Here is a 25,086-nt window from a genome sequence, read left to right as displayed (position 1 = left end):
TCATCGTCGATGAGTGGGCGGCCGGGCTCGCTGACCGCACCATGAAAGTAGCTCTATGACGCTAGTGTACGAGCGTGGTGACGGCAAAACACTCCGGGTCTTGCGGTCAAATTCGGCCGGGCTGCACGGTTGGACGATTCACGCTACGCTGTGGGTCTTGTTGCGGCCGCATTTGCCCGGCCCCATCGCACTTCATTTCGCCAGGGACAACCATGAAACAGCAGCTCACCATCGATTTTGTTTCCGACATCGCCTGCCCGTGGTGCGCGATCGGCCTGTCGTCGCTGCAGCTTGCGCTTTCGCAGCTTCAGGACAAGATCGACGCACGCATCGTCGTGCATCCGTTCGAACTGAATCCGCAGATGGGACCGGACGGCGAAGACATCGTCGAGTATCTCGGCAAGAAATACGGGCGCACGGCTGCGCAGATCGCCGAAACGCAGGCGATGATCCGCGAGCGCGGCGCGAGCGTCGGCTTCGATTTCGGTCCGCGCACGCGCACCTACAACACGTTCGACGCGCACCGCCTGCTGCATTGGGCCGGCCTGAAGGGCGAACAGTTGCCGCTCAAGCTCGCACTATTGCGCGCGTATCACTCCGACGGCAAGAATCCGGGCAATCATGACGTGCTGGTCGAAGCGGCACAATCGGTCGGACTCGACGCCAGCGAAGCGCGCGACGTGCTGACGAGCGGCGCGTATGCCGATGAGGTGCGCGAAGCGGAAAAGAACAATCAGGAAATGGGCATTCATTCGGTGCCGTCGATCATTTTCGACCGTCGCTACCTGGTGACGGGCGGACAACCTGTCGAGCAATTCGTGCAGGTGATCGAGGAAATTGCGGCGAAACAGACGGCGTAGGATTCCACCCATTGGAGCGGGGAAAGCCTGGGCTCATTGCTCAGGCCGTCGCCGACGCGTGCAACAGGCCTTCCTTATCCGATCGCACGCGCCTTAAAACCGCTTACAGATAGCTGCAAACGTAGTCCAGCGTCTCGATCACATCGATGTCAAAGCGGCTCTTGCCCGGCACCGAGAACGATTCGCCCGCGCCATAGGTCTTCCACTCGTCGCTGCCGGCGAGGCGAATGCGGCACTGGCCTGCCTGCACTTCCATCAGTTCCGGCGCGTCGGTGCCGAAGTTGAGCGTCCCGGGCAGGATCACGCCGAGCGTCTTGCGCGTGCCGTCGGCGAACAGGACGGTGTGCGACACGCACTTACCGTCGAAGTACACGTTGGCTCGTTTGACTACAGAAACCTGGTCGAATTGCGTTGCAGCCGTCATGGCGGTCTTCCTCTGGTTCATCGTGAATGGATGCGTGGCGGCCCGATGGGCGCGGCAGACGGCGCGCGATGCGCGCGTGCCGTCTGCCGCGGGGCTCCGGTCCGGGCGCGAGCCCGCCATCATACAGGCTATTGATGGCGGCACTACGCTAAAGTCTGCCAGAACCCTATCGACATTCAAGAACCTGTACTACTCTCGATCGTGCTTTTTCCATAGTCTGGCAGGTACAGGAGGACGTGTGAGAAAAGACAGTGCGAGCAGAATCATCGGCGCAATTGTCGCGGCAGTGATCGGGATCGGTGTGGCGACCTGCGCGAATGCGCAAACCGGTGGCGGCATGCCGAACGATACCTCCGCGCAAAGTCAATCCATCGCGGCGGCGCCGCCTCGCAACAGACCAGATAGCGAGATCGCGCGCGACGTGCGGCGCGCACTTTCCCGCGCACCGAACCTGCATTCAACGGCGATTCACGTGCAGGCGCGCCACGGCATCGTGACGCTGACCGGTTGGGTGCCGCAGCGCGCCCAGGTGCAACGCGCCGGTAGTGTCGCCAGATCCGTGCGCGGAGTCAGACGGGTAAATAACCACCTGAATGTGCGCACGAGAGGTGCCAGCGGCCATTAGCGCAAACGGAATGAGAAAAAGTACTCAGCCCGGCACGAATGCGCCGGGCTGAGTACTTTCTATTGACCATTCAATCCGTCTGCGCGGGTGTTCGCCGTGGCGCACTATCCTTGCGAAACGCCGCCACGACTCGCGCAATACCTCAACGCCACATCCGATAGCCGTAGACCGGAGGGCGATACGCATAAACGCGCGGCTGCGCCCAATAGACCGGCGGATGGTAAACCGGATAAGCGACGGGCGCCACCGGTTGAATCACCGTTTCCACGACCGGCGGCATTTCATCGTATTGCGGCTGCGGATAAACCGGCACGTACTGCACGGGCGGTTGCGGATAGTCCTGCCGCACGTACACCGGCTGGTTGTCGGCATAGACGGGTTGCATCGGCGCGTAGGCCGGCGCCTGCTGGTATTGCATTGGCGGCGGTGCGTATTGCGGCTGCTGGTAAACCTGCTGGTATTGCTGTTGCGGCGGCGGTTGCGGCACCTGACGTTGCGCGTACTGGGCCGACTGCGGCCGCTGAGGCTGCGGCGGAATGCTCGTGTACTTCGAGTTATCGTCTTCGGGGACGCCCGGCGGCAGCGGCGGCACGTCGACCCGCGCGACGTCGGTCTTGGCGGGGTGCCGCTGACCGTGATTGTGCGCGTCGATCATTGCCTCGTAGTCGGCCTGATCCTGTTTGCCGCGATTGATATAGCCATTGCGATACGCGCGGGCCACGTCCGACATCTTCGCATTCGGATCTTCCTTCATCCCGTCCGCATTGACCTTGTATTCGTTCGGACTGAGCGAGCCAGCCGGCGCCTCTTCTTCGGACGCGTATGCCGCTTCGGGTCCGTCGGCCCACGCTGGATAACACTGCAGCGTCAGCGCCGAAGCGACCGTCGTCACCCCGAGCCCCCAAAGCGTCATTGTTCTCATGATCCACCTCGCGGCCGATTAAGAGTATTGAAAGCCGAAATTTTTACTTGCACGCGCGGCTATTTCTCTACGAGTGCAATTGTTATTTTCTAGCACATTCCTTTGACGTCGGCATTATTTTTTCTTTGTAAATGAGAGGTGTAGCGCACGAGTGACACTGCGGGTCCGGGTGTGAGACAGGAGAAACCCTAAGAGTCAAATTTGCCGAAGTGGACCAGTTGGTACGGTGGCGTCGAACGCCGCGCGACAAATCGCCTTTCCCTATTGCGCAACCTGCCCTTCTCCGCCCGCGAGAAAGTCAAACAATTCACATAAATGGGCGGACGGCATTCAACTTGATTACCGTCCGAAAGATTCGCTGATTACACGATCACGCAGTATCGTCGCCGCATTTCTTTGCGGAAAGCCGGTTGAGACGCTGCTCGACGAAGCGCATGGCGTGCGACAGCAATTGCCGTCCAATTCCGGAGCCGCGCAATGAATCGTCGACGATGAACCAGCGCAAATGCATGAAGCCGAGTTCGCGAACCAGGCGGCGGAAAAACTCGCGCAGCTCAAGAATGGTCGTTTCGCGGATTTGGCGGGGGGCGTCGATCAAAAAAAACCGGGCTCAAACGAACCCGGCTTTCTCTACCGAACAACCTGAAAACTCATCAATACCTCTGCCCAGCCATCAACCGCTTGACCGTCAACGCCAACGGCACGGTAAAGAAGATATGCGACATGAACCCGCCGATAATCACGGCCGGGTCGAAATAGTCCGGATGGTTGTTCGACGCGATCATGATCGCGACATGCATGACGATCCAGGCGAACACCGCGTAGAACAGCGCGACCAGCGTCGCTTCATAGCCGCGCCGCCGGAAGTACGGCCAGATCGCGGCAAACAGCACGCCCCATGCGATCGCGAAGACAAAGTGAATGCCGGTGCCGACGATATACGCCCAGATGCCGAGCGATGTCTGCACGTCTTTGCCGAACACGAGCCCCGTCGCATTACGTGGAATGCCGGCGAGCGGCATCAGATGCTGCGCGTTGACCCATACGAGCGCTTCGTAAATCCAGATCACCACGGCGCCGATCAATCCGCCGGTCACGCCCGCGCGCAACATGACCGCGCGATCCGATGCGCCGGAGTTCGTGATATTGATCCGCTGCTCCACATCCGTCTCGCTCATGCCGAACTTGCTAACCATCTTTTGTCTCCTCGTAATGGACTACATATCGAACCAGCCGAACGGACCGTGCCTCTTCGGCACGTGCGTTCTGGCCGGCCGTTAAACCGCCTCAGGCACCTTCCGGGTCTTCAGAAACTCTTCGAGCGTTTCGCCGCGCATGCTCGCGTACATGCCGAGATTCGTGATCTTCACCACGCGCGCAAACTTCTCCAGCACGAAGAAACACACCCCATAACGGATCATGCCGATCCAGTCCGTGTTGTCGACCAGCGTGCGCTCTTCCGGCGTGAGGCCGGCCGCATCGTAAGAAGCGGTGCGGTTTTCGAGCCACAGCGCACGCGCCGATGCTTCGCGCATCTGCCAGAAAAAGCGGTTAAGGCGCATCGCCTTCATGCTCAGGCGAATATCGAACGGATATGTGCCGGTCAGTTCTTCGACGCCAACCAGTTGCGGATTCATTACGCCACCTCTTCTTCGTAGATCGTCACGGCCATTGCGGTACTGGTCGCGAGATAGTAGTTGCGATGCAGTTCGCGAACCTTCTTGCCCAGCGCGCCGCGCATCGCGAGCCACATGATCGTCTCGACGCTTTCCGCGCCGCCGAGGCGCACGTAGTCGATGTGCTTCATCGCGGCAAGGCGCTCCGGATCGTTGACGATCAGGTCGAGGAACTCCATGTCCCATTCGGTATTGTTGAAACCACTGCGCTCGCCGTGCACCTGGTGCGAGAGCCCACCCGTGCCGACCACCACGACCTTCAGATCCTGCTCGAACGATTCGATCGCGCGACGCAGCGCCTGGCCGAGCCGGTAGCAGCGATTCGCGGTCGGCAGCGGATACTGCAGCACGTTCACTTCGAGCGGCACCAGCGAGAGCGGCCAGCCGCCCTGATGCGGCAGCATCAGCGACAGCGGTGAGTTGACGCCGTGATCGAGCGGACGGTCCTGGAAGACGGTCAGATCGAACTCGTCGTTGACCAGTTGCTCGGCGATATGGATCGCGAGATCCGGATGACCGGCGATATCCGGCAGCGGACGCTTGCCCGCGCCTTCATCGGCGAATTCGTGGTTGGGCGACACGCCGAGCGCGAACGTCGGATAGCAGTCGAAGAAGAAGCTGTTCGCGTGGTCGTTGTAGAACATCACCATCACGTCGGGCTTCTGCTCGGCCAGCCACTGCGCCACCGGTTCATAGCCCTTGAACAGCGGCGCCCATGCCGGTTCGTTCTGCTTGCCCTTGTCGTACGCCAACCCGATCGTGGGTACATGGGACGTGCCGATACCACCAATGATCCTTGCCATATTCGTTCTCTTCCGTTACTTCGCGTTGCTGACAATCGGATAGGTCGCCGGATTCACCGCGCTGTTCAACCCGACCGTCTTGGGATACAAAGATAGAAATTGTGCCGTGATTCGGGAAGTGCGGGTATACCTCAGGCGACGCTGGCTTGATCGGTAAAAACCCCGGTAATTGGGGGCTGGGCGAGCCAGCGGACCGCGCCGCGACCCACGCCGCGCAGGGTTTTCTCGGTATCCCAAGCCCGCCCGGCAAGCCTTCCGCCACGCCCTCACGGATCGACGCTCGATAAATAAAACAGATGGCCCGGAAAACAACTCGCAACGCACATTTTTAAGGCTTGGAGCGGGGCTATACGCGTGGCTATACTGCGGAGCTTCCGACGAGTGACAAAACGATGAACGAGACGACCCAGCAAGCGATTGTCCAGGCACTACGCGAAAAGATCCTGTCGGGCGAACTGTCGCCCGGGCAGCGGCTCGTCGAAGCGCAGCTCGCGCAATGGCTCGGCGTGTCACGCACCCCGCTGCGTTACGCGTTGAGCGTACTGTCGTCGGAAGGCCTGCTCGATCGTTCCGGTTCGCGCGGCTACGTCGTGCGCCGCTTCAGCGTGCGCGACATCCTCAACGCGATCGACGTGCGCGGCGTGCTCGAAGGACTCGCCGCCCGCTCTGTCGCCGAAAGCGGCGTGAGCCCCGCGCTTGCCGCCGCGCTCGACGACTGCCTGCGCGAAGGCGACGAGATCTTCGTGCACAAGCATCTGCAGCCCGGCGACGACGTGCGTTACGCGCAGATGAACGGGCGCTTCCACGCGCTGATCGTCGAAGCGGCGCAGAACCAGGCGGTCACGGCCGCGCTCAGTCTCAACGACAAGGTGCCATTCGTTTCACCATTCACGATCGCGTTCGACGAATCCGCGCGCGAGCGTCAATTCATGATGCTGATGTACGCGCATCGTCAGCATCATGCGATCGTCGACGCGCTGAAAAAAGGCGAAGGCGCGCGCGTCGATGCGTTGATGAAGGAGCACACGCAAATCTCGAAGGAAAGTCTGAATCTGTCGCTGCCGTCTTTGCACCTGATCGCGGGCGCGGCATGAGCAACGACACCCTTTCCGCCGAAACCACCCTGGCAGCCGCGAAAGCTCCGTTGTCGGTGACCAGCAAGGACTTGCTCAATCTCGCGCAACTGCGCGCATTCCGGCTCGTCGCCGATATGGGCAGCGCGACGCGCGCGGCGGCCGCGCTGTTTCGCGCGCAGTCGGCGGTCACGCGCTCCGTGCAGGAGCTCGAGTTGGCGCTCGGCGTACCGCTGTTCGATCGCGGTCCTTCGGGCATGCTGCCGACGCCGGTCGGCCGCGCGGTGCTGCATCGCTGCGAGCGGATTTTCGCGGAACTCGAAGAGCTCGCGCAATGGTGCGCCGCGCGACAGACCCGTCGCCGGCCCGTCGCGGAAGGCGCATTGCCCGCCTATCTGCTCAACACGCGGCGGCTGCAACTGTTCGCGGCGCTCGCGCGGCATCGGCACATGCCAAGCGCGGCGAAAACCTTCGGCATTAGTCAGCCCGCGGTGAGCACCGCGATTCGCGTGCTCGAAAGCGGCTCGGGTCTGAGCCTGTTCCATCGCAGCCCGCGCGGCATTCTGCTGACGGCCGAGGGCGAGACGTTCCTGCTGCACGTACGCCGCGCGCTGAACGAACTGCGGCATATCCCCGACGATATCGCCGCTTTGCACGGCAAGATTCAGGGCGCGGTGACGGTCGGTGCATTGCCGCTCGGACGCACGCTGATTCTGCCGAAGGCGATCGCGCGGATGACCTCGGAGAATCCAGGCGTGCGCGTGGTCACCGACGAAAGCGCGTACGAAACGCTCGTGGCCGGTCTGCGCGCGGGCGACATCGACTTCATTCTCGGCGCGCTGCGCGAGAACGACGCGACGAGCGGCCTGAAAAACGAGCGGCTGATGTCGGAAGACATGGTCGTGCTGGTGCGCCGCGATCATCCGCTGACCCACACGCGCAATCTGACCATCATGGGTCTGCGCGACGCGCAGTGGATTCTGCCGCGCAGCAATGCGCCGGCGCGTGCGCTATTCGAAGCGCAATTCAAGCGGCTGAAGGTAAAGCCGCCGCTGCCGACCGTCGAGACCGCCGACCTCGCGGTGATTCGCGGCCTGCTGCTCGGCACCGACATGGCGGCGGCATTGTCGGCGCAGCAGTTGCATCACGAGATTCAATCCGGGCAACTGGTGGTGCTCGACGTACCGCTGCACAACACGCGGCGCGACATCGGCCTGACGATGCGCGCGGCGGGCACGCCATCCCCGGCCGCGCGCGCATTGATCGATGCGATCCGGCTGTCGGTCGTCGATGTGACGCGCACGGTCAGCATCGGCGCGGCATGAACGCCGCGCTTGATTGGTTCGCTCAACTAGTTCCGCCCGCGTCCGGCAGGCTGTCGAAAAACGCGCGCCAGTCGAACGGCGTGGAAAGGGTGCCGTAGTCGATGCCGCCCGCCTCCATCGCATCGACCACGCTGTCCTGCAAGCGCGCGGATGCGTCACTCATGTACGGCGTGATGCCCGCTTCGCGCAGCGTCTGCGACACTTCGCGCATTTCCGCGGCGCGCCGTCGCCCATGCTCGGCGACCCGGCTGACCAGATAACCGGGCACGCCCGCATCACCACGCATCTTGCCGAACGTTTGCGCGAGCGATTCCAGCACGATCGACTCCGCATCGTAATGCCGCGCGGCACGCAGACATTCGACGGTCAACGCTTCGATACCCTTGATCATCACACTGCGGCACATTTTCGCCGCCGATGCGACGCCGATCTTCTCCGCTACCGCACGCGCCTGGAAGCCGAGCCCGTTGAGCTGCGACGCGATACGTGCCGCGCTCGTACCGCCGAGTAACATCGGCACCGCAAGACCGTAGGGCGGCACCGGCGCCATCACCGCCGCCTCGACGTACTGCGCGCCCGCGGCTTCGATACAGGCCTGCGCATGCTGCTTGGTAACCGGCGACACCGAGTTGATGTCGAGATAGACCTGGTGCGGCCGAATGCAGCGCGCGGCCGCCTGCGCGACCTCGAGGTCGGCATCGGCCGTGACCGCGGACACGACGAGTTGCGCACCATCGAGCGCGCTTTGCAACGTATCGGCAACGCGAACATTTGCCGCGCGCGCCTTATCGCGCAATGCGTCGCGGCGCAGGTCGAACATCGACACCTGCACGCCCTTCGCGGCCAGTGCCGAGCCGAGTATCCCGCCTGCTTCGCCGAAGCCGATGAATGCGATGTGCGTGAGTTCGCTCATGCATGACATGACGGTCTCTCCTTTTGTGGTTTCGCTGTTGTACGCCAGCCTTTTTCCCTGTGCTGATTCCGTGCCCGCTTCGGCGCGCATCACATGCGAAAATAGCATAGGGAATGACGTGCAAATCAGGCATAGCGATATCACCGGTCACGACAATTCCCCGACAATAGAGGGCGCACGAGCCTTGCCAGGCCGCGCCTCAACGACGCCAGGAGAAAATACAATGAACAAACGCCAGTTCCTGACCAGTGCCGCTGTGCTGGGCGCGGCAGCCGCGCCCGCATTCGGCGCGAAACGCGAGTACGCCGAATGCGCGAGATCTCCAGTCGTCCTGACGATCTCCGGCGCGATCAAGCACAGCAATCGCGGTGCGCTCGATCCGGCTTTCGATCAGTTGCTGGCGAAACATCAGGTCAAGTTTTCGCAAGCGTATGGCATCGACCTGCCATTGCTCGCCAGCATGAAGACCGTGACGATCCATCCGACTATCGAATACGACTCGCATTTGCATACATTCAGCGGACCGCTGCTCACCGACGTGCTCGCGCATGTCGGCGCGCCCGACGCCGGCGACACCCAAATCGTCATGCATGCGGTCGATGGCTATGCGGTGATGACGACGCTCGATACCGTGCGCGCGTATCGCTTCATCGTCGCGACGCAGATGGACGGCAAGCCGCTGTCGCTCGGCGGCGTGGGGCCGTTATGGGCGATCTTCGACGCGGACCAGATTCCCGAGCTCGCGGCGAAGCCGCTGAAGGACCGCTTCGTATTGTCGCCGTGGGGCCTGTATCACATGCAGATCACGCAGGCGTCATAGCGCGCCGCCGAATCGCTCGACGCACGCCTGCCGCACGCGCTCGACCGAGCTTGCCCAATCCTCGCCCGGCTCGCGCCGGAACAAACGCAGCGTGTGCGGATACCACGGCGAGTCGTCGCGCTCGTGCATCCAGCGCCAATCGACGTCTCTTTCAGGCAGCATCACCCAGCACGGCTTGCCGAGCGACGCGGCAAGATGCGCGATCGACGTATCGACGCAGATCACCAGGTCGAGTTGCGCGACGATCGCCGCACTGTCCGCGAAGTCACTCACGCGCGCGCCGAGATCGAGCAGCGGCTGCGCGGCCGGCGGATTGCGCGCTTCGTCCTCGCTTTGCCCTTTCTGCAAGCTCACGAAGCTCAGGCCCGGCACGCTCCACAGCGACGCGAGGGCCGCGAGCGATGGTATCGAGCGATTCGCGTCGTTATGGTGTTTCGCGTTGCCCTTCCAGACCAGACCGACCCGGCGACCGGGCGGCAGCGAGTCGAGCGCGGGCCGCCACTGTTCGACGAGCGCGGGATCGACACTCAAACGCGCGGGGCGAGGAATCGAATCGACTGTCGTGCGCAGATAGACCGGCGCGCTCAGCAGACTGGCCCAGCAGTCGTACTCCGCGATCTGCGCGAGCGCGTCTTTGTGCTCGAGCATCGCATCGACGCCGTCCATGCTGGCGATCAGCCGATGCAACGCCGGTGCGCACGCCACCGAAATATGGGTCGCCCCCAGCGCCTTCAGCAACGGAATATAGCGGCTGAATTGCAGCATGTCGCCGAGGCCGTCCTCCTGCCAAAGCAGCACGGACTTGCCGGCGAGCGGCTCGCCCAACCATTGAGGACAACCGAGCAGCTCCCGCGTCTTTCGATGAATGAAATTGGGCTGTTCATAGCGGCATTCGTAAAGCTGCCAGCCCTCATCGAAGCGGCCGAGGCTGAGCAGCAACACGGCGAGACCAAAACGCGCCTCGCTATATTCGGACTTCAAATCTATCGCTTTCCGATACGCGCTTTCGGCCTCGGCAAAGCGCCTCAGTTGCGTCAGCGCATTGGCAATGTTCGCATGCGCCTCGGCGAGATGCGGCACCACCGCGAGCGCCTGGCGAAACGCGTCGAGCGCTTCCGGAAAGCGCTCGAGCACGCGCAGCACGCAACCGAGATTGTTGTGGGCATGGGCAAGCCCCGGCTGACAGCGAATTGCGCCGCGGTAAGCCTGCTCGGCTTCCGCAAAGCGCTCCTGCCTGGCTAGCGCCACGCCGAGGTTGTAATACGCCTGCGCGTAATCCGCCCGATGCACGAGCGCTTCCCGGTACGCCGCCTCCCCTTCGCTCACCCGATCGAGATCGACGAGCACCGCGCCGAGATTGAGGTGCGCTTCCGCGTAGTCGGGACGGATAGCCAGCGCGAGCCGGCAGGCCAGCTCCGCTTCCGCGAATCGCTGCATCGCCTTGAGCACACCGCCGAGGTTATTGAGCGCTTCCGGATACTGCGGCTTCAGCGTCAGCGCCTCCCGATAGGCGGCGTCCGCTTCCGCGAGACGCCCGAGATCCATCAGCACGCTGCCGAGGTTGTTGTGCACTTCGGCGTGGTCATGCAAGCCACGCAGCGCATGACGATAAGCCACTTCTGCTTCCTGCGGGCGTTGCAGTTCGCGCAGCACGATGCCGTGGTTGTAATGCGCTTCGGCGTGATCGGGGTGAATCGTCACCGCCTGCCGATACGCCGCCTCCGCTTCGGCGCGGTGGCCTAGCCCGTACAGCACGTTGCCGAGTTGATAACGCGCGTTCGCGTCGAGCGGGCGCAGTGACACCAGTTGCCGATACGTCGATTTCGCGGCCGGCAAGCGGCCGAGCGACCTGAAGAGTGCGCCGAGACTCGCGTAGACGTCCGCGTAATCGGGCTTCAGATACAGGCACTGACGCCAGAAGTGCTCCGCGTCCGCCCACCGACCCAGCGCGAACGAACACGCGCCGGCGATCTTCAAGGCATCGGCCCGCTGATCATTGGGCAAGGTGGAATCTTCGAGCAGCGGCGTGACGAGCGCAAAGGCGTCGGCGAATTGTCCGGCCGAACATAACGACACGGCCCTCTGGTTGATGTCGGCGATCGAAGAGGCAGGCGGCAGCGTGAGTGTCATGAGTCGTGGCGATGTTTCAGCGGCGTTTTCGTGCTGTGGGTGCGCTGCGGTTGCGCTGTCGTTTCAATACGCGCACCTCGCGCGATTTCACAGCATAAGTGATTCGCCTCGGTCTCAGCGCCCCGAAGTAAGCGCATTTTTACCGTCTAATCCACCGCTATATCCGTCAATACGAATGAACGGTTTCGGCCGGTGATCGCGAACGAAACTGAACGGGGTCGCCGAAGTTCAGAACGAACCGCATCGCGCTGCTTGCGTCCTACGATCGTTTACGATACATTTTGCTCGTTTATGATCGATTTACGCTGAAACGGAGGCGGGACCATGCAGCGAACGCGGGAAGAAGCGATCAACGGGCTACTGCCCGAGCAGCGCGAGGCACTGATTCTGGAGCGGTTGCGCACGCATGGTCGCGTGCTCGCGGCCGAGCTTGCCGCCCAGTTGCAGACCTCGGAGCACACGGTGCGCCGCCATCTGCGCGATCTCGCAGATCAGGGCCACTGCAAACGCGTGTACGGTGGGGCCCTGCTGACATCACCCGCCGGCAAACCCGCGGCGCTGCGCATGCACGAAGCCGTCGATCGCAAGGCGCGCCTTGCCGCGGCGGCCGTATCGATCGTTCGTCCGAAGCAGATCGTGCTGCTTGACGCGGGCTCGACCAACGTCGCGATCGCGGCGGCGCTGCCCGACAACGCCGGGCTGACCGTCGTCACCAACTCGCCCGAGGCCTGCGCTCGCCTGCTGGAGCGGCCGGGATTCGACGTGATACTGGTCGGCGGCCGCATCGCGCGCGGCGCGGCCGGCTCGCTCGGCGCGACCGCGCTGCTGCAGATCCAGCAGATCCGCGCGGACCTCTGTTTTCTAGGCGCCTGCGCATACGATCCCGAAGAAGGTGTCGCCGCGTTCGACGCGGAGGATGCCGAACTAAAACGCGCGATGGTCAAGGCCAGCGGCCAGATCGCCATCGCGCTGACCTCTGAAAAGCTGATGACAGCGGCGCCGTTCGCGGTAGCACCTGCGTCGGCGGTCGATTATCTGTTCGTTGAAGCGGACGTGCCGGCCGCGCGCGTCGCGAGCCTTCAGAGCGCCTGCGATAACGTGATGGTGGCGCGCCCTTGAACTCACTCATCAGAGAACGCGTCGCGACGCTTGCCGTCTTTCTCGCCAACGGTTTCGGCATCGGTGCATGGGCAGTCGAGGTGCCGCGTATCAAGGAAAGCCTGGCGCTCAGCGACACGTCGCTCGGCATTGCGCTGTTCTGTTTCGCGCTCGGCGCCATCGTCGCAATGCCGCTCGCGGGACATCTCGCGCCGCGCGTTGGCAGCGGCCGCGCCACCGCGCTGCTCGGCGCGGCATTTGCGATCGCACTGCCGTTACCCGCCATCGCGCCCGGCATGCTCACCTTGTGCGTGGTGCTGTTTGCGCTCGGCGCGTCGAACGGTGCGCTCGACGTGTCAATGAACGGGCACGCGAGTGCGATCGAAACGCGCTGGCGCGCGCCGATCATGTCGTCGTTTCATGCGGCGTGGAGCGCGGGCGGTCTGCTTGGCGCGGCGAGCGGCGCGATGTTGCAGAAGGCTGGCGTCGGCGTCGTGGGCGGTCTGCTCGCGCCCGATGCATTCATCGCAATCCTGATTATGTTCGCGGCGTCGTTTGCGTTGCGCGATATCGGTCCGCGCACGGCGGTTGCGTCGAGTGGCTTCGCATGGCCCGACAGCAGCGTGATGAAACTGGCGATGCTCGCCTTTCTGTGCATGCTCGTCGAAGGCGCGGTGGCCGACTGGAGCGCAGTGTACCTGCGCTCCACTTTGAACCAGGAAGCGAGCGTCGCCGCGATCGGCTACTCCGCGTTCGCGTTTTCGATGGCGGCCTGCCGGATCGCCGGCGATGCGTCGGTGCGACGCTTCGGTTCGAGCAAGGTCGTCGCGCTCGGCGGTCTGATCGCGCTCGCCGGACTCGCGCTCGTGCTGAGCCTGCCGACGGTGCTGACCGCGTGCGTCGGCTTCGCGATGGTCGGCATCGGTCTCGCGAATATCGTTCCGGTGATTTTCAGCGCGGCGGGCCGCTCGAGTGCCACGCCCGCGATCGGCGTATCGATGGCGGCCACGTTCGGCTATGCGGGCTTTCTGATTGGGCCGCCGCTGATCGGCTTCGGTGCCGGCGTGCTGGGCTTGCGCGCCGCGTTGAGCGTGCTCGTGATGGCTACCCTGACCGTGTCGCTGCTGGGCGGCAAAGCGGTGCGTAGCGCACAACTTGCGTAGTCAGCGCTGTTTCGCTTGCTTGTCGAGAACAGCAACCGGCTTACGGGCGGGCGCCGCATCGCGCCTCGCGTGCTGCCCCAACGGCCAACTGAACGCGCCGAGCAGCGAACGCGGTTGCGCGCCGTCGTCCAGACCCGTGGCGGGCCATTCGTGTTTGGCGGGCACCCAGCGCGTGCCGAATACGTGATCCCACATCGGCAATAGCTGCGTGAAGTTGTGATTGAAATGCTCGGCGCGAATCGAGTGATGCAGACGGTGATACTGCGGATTGATGACCCACGTGACGTAGCGGCCGAGGTCCACGCGCAGATTCAGATGCGCGAAGTAGTTGCCGAACATGAACACGATCGAGGTCGCACCGACGATCCACGGCTCGACTTTGAACATCACGCCGACGAGCGGGTACAGCAGGGAGCCCTTGATCAGCACTTCCAGCCAGTGATGCCGCAACGTAATCGTCACGTTGAAATCCACCGCGCTATGGTGCAGCGAATGCAGCTTCCACAGGATGGGCCACGTGTGCTGTAACCGATGAAACGCGTACTCGAGGAAATCGATCGTCAGCAGCACGATCACGAACGAAGCGAGCGCGCCCCACCCGCGTGATACCAGCACTACCATCCCGCCGCCGAGCGCATTCACGATCGCGACGCTCGCGGCCGCTGTAAGCGGCTTGGTGACCTCCACGAGCGCCAGGTATAGGGCCGCATACGCCATGTTCAAACGCTGCCCCGCGCGCGACTGCAACAACGCGGCCGGCCAGCGACGCTCGAGCAATGCGCCGAGGCCCGTCATGACCAGCACGAGCGCATAGCCTTGTAGCCACAGGCTCGCGTGGTGCAGCAAGGCGGGAAACGGGCTCGACGCTAACATGGAATATCCTGGTGCAGCGGACGCATACCGCGTCGTGAGCACTCGTGCGCAGGCATTCGCGTGACGGGCTGCGGCCCGAACAGCGGCGTTGCGACTGGAACTGTCCGCCGCAAACATCAGACACGTCGCGGATTTGGCAGCGGCAGGAGCGTTAGCGTGATCTTCGCAGTCCGCTGGCCGGCGCGCAAGCGCCCTTTGGGGCGAGGCTGCCGCGAATTTGGATTCGCCCGCAAGGACGGAAAAATGGCGAGGTCATCGCTTCGCGCCGTCGTGCCGGATCGCACGTCGTTAAACGCGCGCGGGAAAACCCGAATGCGCACTGGCAGGCCAAGGTTTGCGGCCGGTACCGGTCAGAATTGCCGGTGCGTCATGCAACGAAATCTCACCTTCCCCGCGTGGACCGGCATGTCGCAAAGCTGAAACGCCAAGCGGGTCGTAGCCGGTCTGACGGCCAACAAATGAGAGGACGGTCCTAAAGAATTCGACTCAGCCGTGCGAACGCCGCTTTAGTTAAGACAACGAAGCAAGCATGTTCGACAGGCGCCGGACGTGGGCCTTGAACGCGTCGCTTGTTTCACGGTTCGTGGTCGGATTCAGATGCGAGCTTTCGGCGAGTTGCGCCTGCTCGTGAAAGTCGTTGGCGATCCGGCGCTTGATGTCCTCAGGCAGCGACCGCACGATGGAGACTAGCAAAGCCTCTTCGGCATGCAACATGCCGAGAATCGAATGTGTGTCCATACGAGAACCTCCGGTGGGAACATCGTCGGCGCAGGCCGGCCGTGGCGCCGGTGCTCCTCATGTTACCCCGTTGGTTCCTCGTTGCTACTCCGCGATCGAATAGCGCGACGGACGAACGCGCGGATGTTGCGTCTTACGCTCCACGCGCGGACTCGCCCCGCGGATAAACAGGACCGCGCAAAACGCGACCATGGCCCAGATACAAAGAACTATCGTCAAAGCGCTCACGTCAGTTTCCGGAACGTCGGGACTACGGGTTAGTACGATGGTGCTGCCGCGTGGTCTGTCAATGCAGCGTGGATCGCTTGGGCGCACCGAACAGCAGTTCGTCGATCAGACCGGTGGTGAACGTCAACTGCGTTTCGAGTGATTGGCGTGCGGCTTGTGCGCCCGCTGCGTCGCTACGAGCGACGGCTGCGTGTGCTTCAGTGGCGAGACGCAAGATGGCTTCCGAACCGCGTTGCAGTTTGCGCATCGCATCGTCGTCCGGACGCGGTGTCGGCTGGTCTCGTTCCGAAGCGGTGAGTTCCGGCTGGTCGTCGTCGGACCGGCGGGGTTTGTTGTGATGGGAAGACATCCGGGGCTCCTGACGGAAAGGCGCGATATGCGCGATGGGACGAACTCAGTGTGCGCCGGGCCCATGCGTTTCAATTTGTCGAACAGAAGCCGAATCTGAAGCCAATCCGGGGACTTCGGCAAAACCAAGGGTTTTTACGGAGCGATCACCGGTGGTGGCGCCGCAAATCCAGTCGCGGGGCGCGTCGGGATTCGCGGCAAGACCAGGAAAACGTCTACCTTAGGGGAGCGAGAAAAGACTACGCGCGGCCTTAAGCTGCCGGTACGACGTCGATACGCAATGCCTCGGCGCCAGCGACGATCGCCAGCAGGTGGTCGACGTTCGGATGCGCGCCCGGACGGTTGCGCGCGTCGGCCGTATGCTCGGCGAACAGCGCGAGGCCGTGTTCGGCCGCCTTCGCGTCGAGCGTACCGAATGCGCCGCGCAGGTAGTTGTACACCGCGAGCGAGCCCTGCTTGCCCGGCTTGTTCTCGATACTCGCGACCACAGTACCGCTGCCGTTGACCAGATCGATGCGCTCGATGTCGTCGATCGCCGGCATTCTGGCGAGATTTTCCTTAAAAATGTTGCTCGGTTCGATCATTGAAACCACTCCTTCCGTTCTAAAAAATACATGGCGGGCCGTATCTTATCCGATGGGTGATGAGCGTGTGAATCGGCGGGCTCGACGGTCCGGCACGCGCACCCGATCACTAGGATTCCTAGCTACTTTTCCGCGCAGGCAATCGCCTCTTCAGGATAAGGAAAACGTTTAACCTATACGACTCAAAGACCACGAAACGTCCTACCGTGCAATTGTTTTCGAAGGAAGCCAGTCTAGAGACTCAAGCAACGCACCGACCTCGCGACGAGCAAATAGTTTGGGAACCTAACAAACTTTCATGAAATTAATCGGCTCGATAATCCATGTCGAATCGATCATTAAATCGCACTTCATAAAAGAAACCTGAATGTGGATCAACCGACGGAATATCCGATCATTTCCGCGGTGCAGGCTGGTGAGATCGCCGCTCGCCGGCGTTTCACCCCGCTTGCAATCTACCTTGAGATATGATCTCCTACGTCTTACTGAATATTGATGTAACGAAAATCGTCAGAGGTTGTAATCGTTATGCTGCGTCGCAGCGATAGTCGATTGAGGAGACGCCCAATCAGCAAGGGATAAAGGGCCAGAAAGCCACTAGCAACGAGGATGAGTCATTCCCCGCTGCAGGGCGGCGCTTTGTCGATCGCATTTAGTTGTCCGACGACTGATGTTTTATTTGTGGCGCACGATTTCTGGCGGCCAACCGGATGATTTCGGTCATTAATTCATTGAATGAGATAAACACATAATCAATCCATATCGGAAAAGTTAATCGCACCGCCATTCAATGAAAATCTGGAGACGAAATGCTTTCCTCGAAGAAAACGACGCTCGCCTTTGCCCTCAGTGTTGCCACCGCGCTTTTATTCAGCGCCTGTGGCGGCGGCGTGAATAACGATTCAGCCTCTTCGTCGGCCGCGTCCACGAGCACGCCCGATCCGTCGAAAAACGGCGCTATTTCGCTGCATGGAGTCGTCTATGGCGCGGCCGATACCAGCGTGCCGACGGGCGCCGGCGTTCCGATCACGATGATGGGGCAAATGCGAGCGCTGTTCGATCTGATCAGAAAATCGTCCGATTTCACCCAGGTCGTGATGGATCTCGGCGACGGCAGCCCCGTCCACGTGCTCGATACGAACACCGGTGACAAATTCCTGCCCGGCAAGCTCGCGCTCGGCCTGTCGTGGATCCTGATCGACATGAAAACGAAAGGCGATCCGGCCTACGCCGATTATCTGGCGACCTACCAGAAAATCACGACCGCGATGATGACGCAGATGACCGGCTCCAATTACACGTATGCGAATACGTCCTGGGGCGAGTACTACTATCTGGTGGCGCTCAACAACTTCCAGTCGCACGGCATGCTCAACGAGGTGTTCAGCGACTCGATGCTGACGACGCTCCAGGCACGCCTGAACTTCTGCGACATGTTCGGCGCGGATGCCAGCGGCAAAACCAACACCTGCCCCGCGGCCGGCACCCCGATCGACGTCGCGTCGCTCAATACCGCGCAGAACTACTACGCGGTGTCGTATGGCATCGCCGGGCTGCGGCAGAAGCTCGGCTGGAGCAATCCGACGTTTTCGTCGACCACGGACGCGACCGTCGCCACGATGACCGCGCGCGACGCGCTGCTGTATACGCTGACGAAGCACATTCGCAACGACTCGTCGGGCGGCTTCTCCGACGAAGCGTCGAACACCCACACCACCTATTACGACCAGGCGCGATACGACCGTTACAGCACGCTGCTGATCGGCGAAGTGACCGAGCGCACCCTGGAAATGGGCAATCAGGCGAACCTGACGCCGGAACTGAAATCGTATCTGCGCAACTCGGTCAACCTGATTCTTCCGCAGCTCAATACCAACGGCCAGGGCTTCAACTATGGCCGCTCGATCGGCCCGTACGGCGACTCGGCCTTCATGGAAGTGCTGACCGCCGCGGCCAATGCCGGCATCCTGACCGATCAGGAAATGAAGGTCGCCTATACGTACATCTACAAGTCGGCTCTGCGCTTCAGCAACTTCTGGTACGACCCGACGCTGCCGACACCGTCCGTCAACATGTGGGTCAAGGGGCGCGGCACCGACTCGTATCGCGGCAAGCCGCGCGTGATGGGCGAAAACTTCAGCCTGCTGCATCAGTACATGTACGTGAACGCGTGGTGGGACAAACTTGGCTTCAACGGCAAGGCGCCGCTGTCCGATACCGACATGCAGGCTTACCTCGACGCGATTCCGCACTACACGCTGACCTGGTACAACCAGCCGACCGATACCGCGCATCCGTATAGCGCCGCGCTCATCACCGTGCGCGACGGCAAGCGCGTGATCAACCTGAACCTCAGCCAGGCGCCCGACTACAACTCGTACACGCCGTATTATCCGACGCCGTTTTCGGACAATCTCGCGTACGGCACGACGGACCTCAGCTATGCGCTGATGATTCCGCAGGTCACGTACAACGGCAACACCTATCTCCCGGTCACGTACTACAAGAATCTGAACGTGCAGGAAACCAATGGTCAGGTGGTCGTCACGTTCGACACCACGCAGTTCAGGAAAGCGGCCAAGAACGCGTTGTACACGACGGATCTCGATCTGCAGCTGCATACTGTGATGACGTTCGGCAAGGGTACGATCACGCGCACCGATACGCTGAGCTCGGGAACGTTGACGGGTAATCTCGCGGTGGAAACGGACTACACGTCGTTCGCGGACTTCCAGAACACGACGGCGAATAGCGACGGCTACTCGGTCAGCTACACGAATGGCCCCGCGACGAACTACGCCGCGATGGGCTTCGATAGTTGCGCGCTGTCGCAGTTCGATACGGTCAACGGTGCGACGAACCCACTGTCGACCACGCCGATTGGACAGTTGCACTCCAACTTCGCCTGTACGACGAACCCGTTCGCGTTGACGGGCGGCGCCAGCCGTAAGCTGACGTGGACGCTGAAGTACGCTGATCCGGCCTGATAGCGGCAAACGGCCTTCCTTCCTGCTCTCAGGGAGGAAGGCCTCATTTGCAGGTTGATAGAGGTATCGGCAATACCAGTAGGAGAAGTTGCCTTGTTAAGGCATCGCAGCGCCGGAACAATGCGGCATCCAGATGCCTATGCCGCAAGCGCGAGCGTCGTCGCGTTGGCTCATCCGTGGATGGCAGCGGCCGCGGAACTTGCGAGCAAAGCAAGCGAAGGCAAGCGGCCGCTCGATAGTGCACGTGCAGCGTTGAATGCGGCGATGAACAGCATCACCCCTTCGTCGCACCAAACGTCAAGCCCGCGACAAAATGCTTCTGCATCGCGAAGAACATCGCGACCGACGGCAACGCCGCCAGAATCGATCCCGCCGAAACGAGATTCCACGCGGTCGTCCACTGCCCTTTCAGCGCCGCCACGCCAACGGTGATCGGCGCGGCGTCATCGCCTTGCGTCAAACACAACGCCCAGAAATAGTCGTTCCAGACAAACGTGAACACGAGGATCGACAACGCCGCGAGCGCGGGACGAATCAGCGGCAGCACGATCCTGAAGAACACGGTCCACTCGTTCGCCCCTTCGATGCGCGCCGCCTCCACCAGTTCGAACGGCAACTGCTTGATGAAGTTGCGCAGAAACAGCGCACAAAAGCCGGTCTGGAACGACACATGAAACAGAATCAACGCGCTCACGGTATTGAACAACCCGAGTTGCAACGACAGGTCGCGTACCGGAATCATCAGCACCTGGATCGGCACGAAATTGCCCGCGACGAACGTCGCGAACAACGTCGAATTTCCGCGAAAGCGATAAATCGCCAACGCAAAGCCTGCCATCGCCGCGAGGGCAATCGAACCCACTACCGACGGCACCGTAATCAGCACGCTATTCCAGAAGTAGTGCAGCATCGGCGAAGTGGTCAAGGCCTCGCGATAGTTATCGAACATCGCGAAGTGCTTCGGCCATCCCCAGTAGTTGCCCTCGCTCAGTTCTTCGGTTGAACGCACCGACGTGACCAGCACCGCGATCATCGGCAGCAGCCAGATCAAGAGTGCAATCGGCAACGTCAGTTTGTACGCGCGCCGCGTGGCGGGCTTCCATTTGTCGATCGGAATCGGAAACATCAGCGGCTCCTTATTGCTCGGCGCGCAGCATCCGCCGCAGGTGATAGACGATGTAGACGAGCATGATGCCGAACAGCACCACCGCGATCGCCGCCGAATAGCCGATGCGGTAATACTTGATTGCCTGGTCGTACATGAAGTAGGCGAGCACCGTCGAGCTTTCGAACGGACCGCCGCCCGTCATCACCGAAATCAGATCGAAGCTGCGCAGCGCGCCGATGATCGTCACGACGATCGCCATGAACGTCGTAGGTCGCAATTGCGGCAGGATCACATGCCACAGCATCGACCAGCCGTGCGCGCCTTCCATTCGCGCGGCTTCGATCTGCTCCGCGTTCAACGTGGTCAAGCCGGTCAGATAAAGAATCATGCAGTACGCGGTTTGCGGCCACAGTGCCGCGAACACGATGCCGAACGTCGCGTAGCGCGGATCGCCAAGCACCGGCACGCCGTGGCCGAGCATCATCGCGAGCAGGCCGAAGGTCGGATCGTAAAACCATGAAAAGATCAGCCCGACCACGACGCCCGACAACACGAACGGCGCGAAGAACAGCGATTTGACGATGCGGATGCCCGCCACCGCCTGGTTCAGATACAGCGCGACCGCGAGGCCCATCGGCGGTGCGAACAGAAACAGCACGAGCCAGATCAGGTTGTTCTTCAGCGCGGTATAGAACGTCGGCGTGTGGACCAGCTCGATATAGTTCGCGAGGCCGATGAAGGTCGGCTCGGTCATCCCATCCCAGTTGAAGAAGCTCAGACGGATCGTCGAGAGGATCGGCCACACGACGTACACGGCCACCATGAAGCAGGCCGGCGCCAGAAACAGGAACGCGGCGCGGCGCTGCCGCCGCGCGGTCGGCGTCGGCCCGCGCCGGCGCGACGCGGCAGACGCGCCGCCCAACGCGCCGCCGGACGCCGGCAAGCCCGGGCCGCCGGATTCAACAGGAGCGCCGACGCTATGACGGCTGACGGAATGCGACACGATCAATCTCCCGATCCATTCTGATGCATCGGACAGCGGCCTCGCGGCCGCCGCCGCTCACTTCTTGTAGATACGCTGACGCGTCTGCTCGAGCTGCGCAAGGATGTCGTCGAGTTTCGACGGATCGGAGACGAACTGCTGCATCCCCTTCATCCCTTCGTCGGCCATTTCCTTCGTCATGTCGCGATCATAGAACTGCGCAATACCGCCCTTCGTATTCGACAGGATCTGGAAACCGATCTTCGAAATCGGATCTTCCGGCTCCGGCGACTTGCTGTTCGCCGACAATGAGCCGAGTCCTTTGGCGAGTTGTGCGCCGATCTCGGGTGTCTCGACGAAAGCAAGGAACGTGTGCGCATCGGACTTGTTCTTCGCCTTCGACGGAATATGGAGCGATTCAACCGGCCCATCCTCGGCGGTCGGCACCTTGGAGTCGATGATCGGGAACTGGAAGTACCCCATTTGCGGCTTCACGTTATCCGGGAAACCGGCCGCGATGAACGTACCCATCAGCATCATGGCAGCCTTGCCCTGGAACAGGAACGGCTGCACCGCGTCGAGATCGTAGGACAGCGAATTGTTGATGAAGTAGCCGTCGTCGATCAATTGCTTCCACGTCGTATAGACCTTCTTCACGCGCGGATCGGTGTACGGAATCTCGCCGGCCATCAGCTTCTGATGAAACGCGTTGCCGTTCAGGCGCAGATCGAGATAATCGAACCAGCCGGCGAGCGTCCACGCGTCACGCCCCGCCACCGCGATCGGCGTAATGCCGGCGGCCTTGAGCTTTTTGGAGGCATCGAGAAACTCGTCCCATGTTTTCGGCTCGCCCTTGATGCCGGCCTTCTCGAACAGATCCTTGCGATAGAACATCCCCCACGAGTAGTACACGGTCGGCGCGGCATACTGCTTGCCCTTGTACGACGATGCTTCCTTCGTCGACGCATACATCTCGTTCCAGCCGTTCTTCTGCCAGTCGCCAGTCAGATCCTCGAACAGGCCGCGCTGCGCGTAATACGCCATCCGTTCGCCGTCGTGCCAGTTGACGATATCGGGTGCGACAGTCGAAAGCCACCCCGGCAACTGAACCTTGTAGGCCTCCTCGTCGATGAACGACACCTTCACGTCGATCCCGGGATGTGCCTTCTTGAACTCGTCGACCACCTGCTGCCACACCGCCCGCTGGCTCGCGCCCTTGTACGCGATATTCAGCGCGAGCGTGCCCGCCTGTGCGGTGCTGACGACGGAGGTCCCCGCGGCGACCGCGGCCAGCGCGAGCGCCAGCAGAATCTTGCGTGGTTTCAGTTTCATTCTGACTGTCTCCTTTATTCCAAGGTTTTTGCGACGTTGTCGCTTCTGTTTCGAATGACTGCGTGGAGTTGCTACGGCTGGACTTCTATTACGAGCGGTAGATCGCTACACCTTGCGGCGCCACCTCGCGTGAACCTATCACGAATGCGTCGTCGGGAATGTTGTCGAGCGTATGGACCTGATCTCCATAGTTGAACACGTAGGTCAGCGCGCCGCGTCGGCTGATGCGCACGCTGTCGCCGAGCGCCTGCGTTTCGAGGCCCGCTTCCCGTGCGATCTGCGCGAACAGATGCACCGTCAGCGCGTCGTCGAACAGGCTCGCGAAGTAGTGAAACGGGCCGCTTCGCACGTATGCCGGATGACCGTCCGCGAAACGCGCGCGCACTTCGAGCGCCGACGATGCATCGCTGTCGATGAAATCGCGCCAGTGGCGAGCGACACCATCGGCCGCACCGCCCTTCTGTTCGAGCACCACCGCTTCCGTCACGTTCGGCCGCATCGATTCGACGCGCCACACGCGCAGCGGTAGCACCGACGACAATGCGCCAGGCGGCAGATTCGCCGGAATCTGCAGGTCGCGCGTCTTCGATCCGGTGCGCGGACCGATCACCACTTGCGCGCCCGAGCGTGCAAGGCGCCCGGCGAGGTCGTCGGGCACGACCGGCAATGGCGGCACGACGATCAGGCTATAGCCATCGAACGATGCATCGGCCGGCACGACGTCGACGTCGAGTCCGAGCGCGCGCAACGCCGAGTAGTACTCGAACGCGAAACGCGGATAGTGAAAGTCCGCGCCCTGCGGATGAATCTCGAACAACCACTTCGCTTCGTAGTCGTAGACGAGCGCGACTTTCGAGCGGATGGCCGCATTCGCGTCGGCATTGGCGGCGAGCACCGTGCGAATGTCTGAAGCCACCTGCGCCGCTTCATTCCCGCCGACATCGAGCCGGTTATCGGGCGTATTGAGCCCCGCATGCATCTGCTCCTGCGCGAACGGCGCCTGACGCCAGCGGAAATACGACACGCAGCCCGCGCCGTGCGCGAACGCTTCCCAGCTCCACAGCCGCACCATGCCCGGCAGCGGCGCGGGATTCCACTGCGCCCAGTTCACCGGTCCCGGCTGCTGCTCCATGACCCAGAACGGCAGCTTCGACATGCCGCGATACACGTCGTGATTGAACGACGCAAAATCCGGGTGACCGCTGCGCAACCAGCGCGCCTTGATGTCCGGCGCGAACCACTGCTCTTCGAGCGCGCCGAGCGGATAGCTGTCCCACGTTGCGACATCGAGATCGGCCGCGACCTTGTAATGATCGAACTCGGTGAAAAGCTGCATGAAGTTGTGCGCGACGGGCCGCCCTGGCGAATGCGCGCGAATGATCTCGACCTGCATGCGGTTGTAGCGCGCCACTTCGTCAGATGCGAAGCGCCGGTAGTCGAGCCGATGCGACGGATGCGCTTCGGTCACGGTGCCGACGGGGGCGTCGATTTCGTCGAAGCTGCGATACTCCATGCTCCAGAACACGGTGCCCCACGCCTCGTTGAGCGCCTCGATCGTGCGATAACGCGCCTTCAGCCACTCGCGAAAGCGCGCGAGCGCCGCCGGCGAATAGCTGACCACCGTGTGATGGCAGCCGAATTCGTTATCGGTCTGCCAGTACGCGACCGCCGGATGCTTGCCATAGCGTTCGGCCACCGCCGTGCAGATGCGCCTCGATGCTTCGAAATAAGCGGGCGAGGAGAAGTCGTAATGACGCCGCGAGCCGAACGCGCGCGGACGTCCATCGGCGCCGACCGGCAGGATGTCCGGATGACGATCGATCAGCCACTTCGGCGGCGTCGCGGTCGGCGTGCACATGACCACTTTCAGGCCAGCGGCGCCGAGTACATCGACTGCGCGATCGAGCCAGCCCCAATCGTATTCGCCGGGCGTCGGCTCGATCCGGCTCCACGCGAATTCCGCGATCCGCACATGTGCGATGCCGAGTGCTTTCATCCGGCGCGCGTCGTCTTCCCACATCGACTCGGGCCAGTGCTCCGGGTAATAACAGACTCCAATACGCATCCCTATGTC

23 protein-coding genes and 1 pseudogene are annotated in these 25,086 nt (G+C 62.0%); 8 read left to right on the top strand and 16 right to left on the bottom strand.

Annotated elements, in window-relative coordinates; all coding sequences use genetic code 11:
* The first annotated feature begins 212 nt into the window (after positions 1 to 212).
* Positions 213 to 860, top strand: coding sequence for a DsbA family oxidoreductase (locus L0U81_RS19410; protein WP_233805142.1), 648 nt, complete (start codon positions 213 to 215; stop codon positions 858 to 860).
* Positions 861 to 963: 103 nt separating this feature from the next.
* Here the strand turns inward: L0U81_RS19410 and ppnP are convergent, their stop codons facing one another.
* A complete protein-coding gene (ppnP, locus tag L0U81_RS19405; RefSeq protein ID WP_233805141.1) occupies positions 964 to 1,284 on the bottom strand; it encodes a pyrimidine/purine nucleoside phosphorylase in 321 nt (106 codons plus the stop codon).
* Here ppnP and L0U81_RS19400 point away from each other — a divergent pair.
* Positions 1,283 to 1,909 (top strand): BON domain-containing protein, encoded by a 627-nt coding sequence (locus tag L0U81_RS19400; protein ID WP_233805140.1) that lies wholly within the window; start codon positions 1,283 to 1,285, stop codon positions 1,907 to 1,909. The two genes, ppnP and L0U81_RS19400, sit on opposite strands and share 2 nt — an antisense overlap.
* Before the next feature lie 142 nt (positions 1,910 to 2,051).
* Here the strand turns inward: L0U81_RS19400 and L0U81_RS19395 are convergent, their stop codons facing one another.
* From L0U81_RS19395 to L0U81_RS19375, 5 genes and pseudogenes are all read right to left on the bottom strand, one after another.
* The gene (locus L0U81_RS19395; protein ID WP_233805139.1) at positions 2,052 to 2,831 is read right to left on the bottom strand and encodes a hypothetical protein; all 780 of its coding nucleotides are present in this window, start codon (positions 2,829 to 2,831) and stop codon (positions 2,052 to 2,054) included.
* 409 nt (positions 2,832 to 3,240) lie between these two features.
* Positions 3,241 to 3,348, bottom strand: a pseudogene (locus L0U81_RS19390) (GNAT family N-acetyltransferase); the annotation flags it as partial.
* A 136-nt stretch (positions 3,349 to 3,484) separates the two neighbouring features.
* Positions 3,485 to 4,009: a hypothetical protein gene (locus tag L0U81_RS19385; protein ID WP_442793456.1), complete on the bottom strand. Its 525-nt coding sequence runs from the start codon at positions 4,007 to 4,009 to the stop codon at positions 3,485 to 3,487.
* Positions 4,010 to 4,108: 99 nt separating this feature from the next.
* A complete protein-coding gene (locus L0U81_RS19380) occupies positions 4,109 to 4,468 on the bottom strand; it encodes a protocatechuate 3,4-dioxygenase (protein ID WP_233805138.1) in 360 nt (119 codons plus the stop codon).
* Entirely contained in the window at positions 4,468 to 5,310 is an 843-nt protein-coding gene (locus tag L0U81_RS19375; RefSeq protein WP_233805137.1) for a gallate dioxygenase, read from the bottom strand. The genes L0U81_RS19380 and L0U81_RS19375 overlap by 1 nt, the downstream gene beginning before the upstream one ends.
* A 392-nt stretch (positions 5,311 to 5,702) precedes the next feature.
* Between L0U81_RS19375 and L0U81_RS19370 the strand changes: the two genes are divergently transcribed.
* Positions 5,703 to 6,404, top strand: coding sequence for a GntR family transcriptional regulator (locus tag L0U81_RS19370; protein ID WP_233805136.1), 702 nt, complete (start codon positions 5,703 to 5,705; stop codon positions 6,402 to 6,404).
* Positions 6,401 to 7,708, top strand: coding sequence for a LysR family transcriptional regulator (locus tag L0U81_RS19365; RefSeq protein WP_233805135.1), 1,308 nt, complete (start codon positions 6,401 to 6,403; stop codon positions 7,706 to 7,708). The genes L0U81_RS19370 and L0U81_RS19365 overlap by 4 nt, the downstream gene beginning before the upstream one ends.
* Positions 7,709 to 7,730: 22 nt before the next feature.
* Here L0U81_RS19365 and L0U81_RS19360 read toward each other — a convergent pair whose 3' ends face one another.
* The gene (locus L0U81_RS19360) at positions 7,731 to 8,630 is read right to left on the bottom strand and encodes a DUF1932 domain-containing protein (RefSeq protein WP_233805134.1); all 900 of its coding nucleotides are present in this window, start codon (positions 8,628 to 8,630) and stop codon (positions 7,731 to 7,733) included.
* Positions 8,631 to 8,844: 214 nt separating this feature from the next.
* Here L0U81_RS19360 and L0U81_RS19355 point away from each other — a divergent pair, with 214 nt between their 5' ends.
* Positions 8,845 to 9,441, top strand: coding sequence for a molybdopterin-dependent oxidoreductase (locus L0U81_RS19355; protein WP_233805133.1), 597 nt, complete (start codon positions 8,845 to 8,847; stop codon positions 9,439 to 9,441).
* Here L0U81_RS19355 and L0U81_RS19350 read toward each other — a convergent pair.
* The gene (locus L0U81_RS19350; protein ID WP_233805132.1) at positions 9,436 to 11,571 is read right to left on the bottom strand and encodes a tetratricopeptide repeat protein; all 2,136 of its coding nucleotides are present in this window, start codon (positions 11,569 to 11,571) and stop codon (positions 9,436 to 9,438) included. The two genes, L0U81_RS19355 and L0U81_RS19350, sit on opposite strands and share 6 nt — an antisense overlap.
* A gap of 324 nt (positions 11,572 to 11,895) precedes the next feature.
* Here L0U81_RS19350 and L0U81_RS19345 point away from each other — a divergent pair, with 324 nt between their 5' ends.
* Positions 11,896 to 12,690, top strand: coding sequence for a DeoR/GlpR family DNA-binding transcription regulator (locus L0U81_RS19345; RefSeq protein ID WP_233805131.1), 795 nt, complete (start codon positions 11,896 to 11,898; stop codon positions 12,688 to 12,690).
* Positions 12,687 to 13,832, top strand: a complete 1,146-nt coding sequence (locus L0U81_RS19340) for an MFS transporter (protein WP_233805130.1) — start codon at positions 12,687 to 12,689, stop codon at positions 13,830 to 13,832. Before L0U81_RS19345 ends, L0U81_RS19340 begins: the two co-directional genes overlap by 4 nt.
* On the opposite strand, the gene L0U81_RS19335 is transcribed toward L0U81_RS19340, so the two are convergent.
* The 4 genes from L0U81_RS19335 to L0U81_RS19320 all read right to left on the bottom strand — a co-directional run bounded on the left by L0U81_RS19335 (position 13,833) and on the right by L0U81_RS19320 (position 16,603).
* Positions 13,833 to 14,705 carry a sterol desaturase family protein gene (locus L0U81_RS19335; protein WP_233805129.1) on the bottom strand — a complete coding sequence of 291 codons (873 nt, stop codon included), beginning with the start codon at positions 14,703 to 14,705 and terminating at the stop codon, positions 13,833 to 13,835.
* A 510-nt stretch (positions 14,706 to 15,215) separates the two neighbouring features.
* The gene (locus tag L0U81_RS19330; protein WP_233805128.1) at positions 15,216 to 15,443 is read right to left on the bottom strand and encodes a hypothetical protein; all 228 of its coding nucleotides are present in this window, start codon (positions 15,441 to 15,443) and stop codon (positions 15,216 to 15,218) included.
* Positions 15,444 to 15,729: 286 nt separating this feature from the next.
* Positions 15,730 to 16,020: a hypothetical protein gene (locus tag L0U81_RS19325; protein ID WP_233805127.1), complete on the bottom strand. Its 291-nt coding sequence runs from the start codon at positions 16,018 to 16,020 to the stop codon at positions 15,730 to 15,732.
* 250 nt (positions 16,021 to 16,270) lie between these two features.
* Entirely contained in the window at positions 16,271 to 16,603 is a 333-nt protein-coding gene (locus L0U81_RS19320) for a DUF2322 family protein (RefSeq protein ID WP_233805126.1), read from the bottom strand.
* Between the two features lie 809 nt (positions 16,604 to 17,412).
* On the opposite strand from L0U81_RS19320, the gene L0U81_RS19315 reads away from it, so the two are divergent.
* Positions 17,413 to 19,590 carry a hypothetical protein gene (locus tag L0U81_RS19315; protein WP_233805125.1) on the top strand — a complete coding sequence of 726 codons (2,178 nt, stop codon included), beginning with the start codon at positions 17,413 to 17,415 and terminating at the stop codon, positions 19,588 to 19,590.
* Between the two features lie 274 nt (positions 19,591 to 19,864).
* Here the strand turns inward: L0U81_RS19315 and L0U81_RS19310 are convergent, their stop codons facing one another.
* The 4 genes from L0U81_RS19310 to L0U81_RS19295 form a co-directional block, all read right to left on the bottom strand.
* On the bottom strand, positions 19,865 to 20,716 hold the full coding sequence (locus L0U81_RS19310) for a carbohydrate ABC transporter permease (protein WP_233805124.1): 852 nt from the start codon (positions 20,714 to 20,716) through the stop codon (positions 19,865 to 19,867).
* A 10-nt stretch (positions 20,717 to 20,726) separates the two neighbouring features.
* Positions 20,727 to 21,701, bottom strand: a complete 975-nt coding sequence (locus L0U81_RS19305) for a carbohydrate ABC transporter permease (protein ID WP_233805123.1) — start codon at positions 21,699 to 21,701, stop codon at positions 20,727 to 20,729.
* A 57-nt stretch (positions 21,702 to 21,758) separates the two neighbouring features.
* Entirely contained in the window at positions 21,759 to 23,012 is a 1,254-nt protein-coding gene (locus L0U81_RS19300) for an ABC transporter substrate-binding protein (protein WP_233805122.1), read from the bottom strand.
* Positions 23,013 to 23,100: 88 nt separating this feature from the next.
* Entirely contained in the window at positions 23,101 to 25,077 is a 1,977-nt protein-coding gene (locus L0U81_RS19295; RefSeq protein WP_233805121.1) for a beta-galactosidase, read from the bottom strand.
* Between the last annotated feature and the right edge of the window lie 9 nt (positions 25,078 to 25,086).

The organism is Paraburkholderia sp. HP33-1, from assembly GCF_021390595.1.
Classification (GTDB): domain Bacteria; phylum Pseudomonadota; class Gammaproteobacteria; order Burkholderiales; family Burkholderiaceae; genus Paraburkholderia.
Note: the sequence above shows the minus strand (reverse complement) of the source record. Positions and strands in the feature narration are given on the sequence as shown.

Excerpts from the sequence above, each read along its gene's own strand:
- L0U81_RS19410 (WP_233805142.1), top strand. The coding sequence starts at position 213 with ATGAAACAGCAGCTCACCATCGATTTTGTTTCCGACATCGCCTGCCCG.
- L0U81_RS19400 (WP_233805140.1), top strand. The coding sequence starts at position 1,283 with ATGGCGGTCTTCCTCTGGTTCATCGTGAATGGATGCGTGGCGGCCCGA.
- ppnP (WP_233805141.1), bottom strand. The coding sequence starts at position 1,284 with ATGACGGCTGCAACGCAATTCGACCAGGTTTCTGTAGTCAAACGAGCC.
- L0U81_RS19395 (WP_233805139.1), bottom strand. The coding sequence starts at position 2,831 with ATGAGAACAATGACGCTTTGGGGGCTCGGGGTGACGACGGTCGCTTCG.
- L0U81_RS19385 (WP_442793456.1), bottom strand. The coding sequence starts at position 4,009 with ATGAGCGAGACGGATGTGGAGCAGCGGATCAATATCACGAACTCCGGC.
- L0U81_RS19380 (WP_233805138.1), bottom strand. The coding sequence starts at position 4,468 with ATGAATCCGCAACTGGTTGGCGTCGAAGAACTGACCGGCACATATCCG.
- L0U81_RS19375 (WP_233805137.1), bottom strand. The coding sequence starts at position 5,310 with ATGGCAAGGATCATTGGTGGTATCGGCACGTCCCATGTACCCACGATC.
- L0U81_RS19370 (WP_233805136.1), top strand. The coding sequence starts at position 5,703 with ATGAACGAGACGACCCAGCAAGCGATTGTCCAGGCACTACGCGAAAAG.
- L0U81_RS19365 (WP_233805135.1), top strand. The coding sequence starts at position 6,401 with ATGAGCAACGACACCCTTTCCGCCGAAACCACCCTGGCAGCCGCGAAA.
- L0U81_RS19360 (WP_233805134.1), bottom strand. The coding sequence starts at position 8,630 with ATGTCATGCATGAGCGAACTCACGCACATCGCATTCATCGGCTTCGGC.
- L0U81_RS19355 (WP_233805133.1), top strand. The coding sequence starts at position 8,845 with ATGAACAAACGCCAGTTCCTGACCAGTGCCGCTGTGCTGGGCGCGGCA.
- L0U81_RS19350 (WP_233805132.1), bottom strand. The coding sequence starts at position 11,571 with ATGACACTCACGCTGCCGCCTGCCTCTTCGATCGCCGACATCAACCAG.
- L0U81_RS19345 (WP_233805131.1), top strand. The coding sequence starts at position 11,896 with ATGCAGCGAACGCGGGAAGAAGCGATCAACGGGCTACTGCCCGAGCAG.
- L0U81_RS19335 (WP_233805129.1), bottom strand. The coding sequence starts at position 14,705 with ATGTTAGCGTCGAGCCCGTTTCCCGCCTTGCTGCACCACGCGAGCCTG.
- L0U81_RS19330 (WP_233805128.1), bottom strand. The coding sequence starts at position 15,443 with ATGGACACACATTCGATTCTCGGCATGTTGCATGCCGAAGAGGCTTTG.
- L0U81_RS19325 (WP_233805127.1), bottom strand. The coding sequence starts at position 16,020 with ATGTCTTCCCATCACAACAAACCCCGCCGGTCCGACGACGACCAGCCG.
- L0U81_RS19320 (WP_233805126.1), bottom strand. The coding sequence starts at position 16,603 with ATGATCGAACCGAGCAACATTTTTAAGGAAAATCTCGCCAGAATGCCG.
- L0U81_RS19315 (WP_233805125.1), top strand. The coding sequence starts at position 17,413 with ATGCTTTCCTCGAAGAAAACGACGCTCGCCTTTGCCCTCAGTGTTGCC.
- L0U81_RS19310 (WP_233805124.1), bottom strand. The coding sequence starts at position 20,716 with ATGTTTCCGATTCCGATCGACAAATGGAAGCCCGCCACGCGGCGCGCG.
- L0U81_RS19300 (WP_233805122.1), bottom strand. The coding sequence starts at position 23,012 with ATGAAACTGAAACCACGCAAGATTCTGCTGGCGCTCGCGCTGGCCGCG.
- L0U81_RS19295 (WP_233805121.1), bottom strand. The coding sequence starts at position 25,077 with ATGCGTATTGGAGTCTGTTATTACCCGGAGCACTGGCCCGAGTCGATG.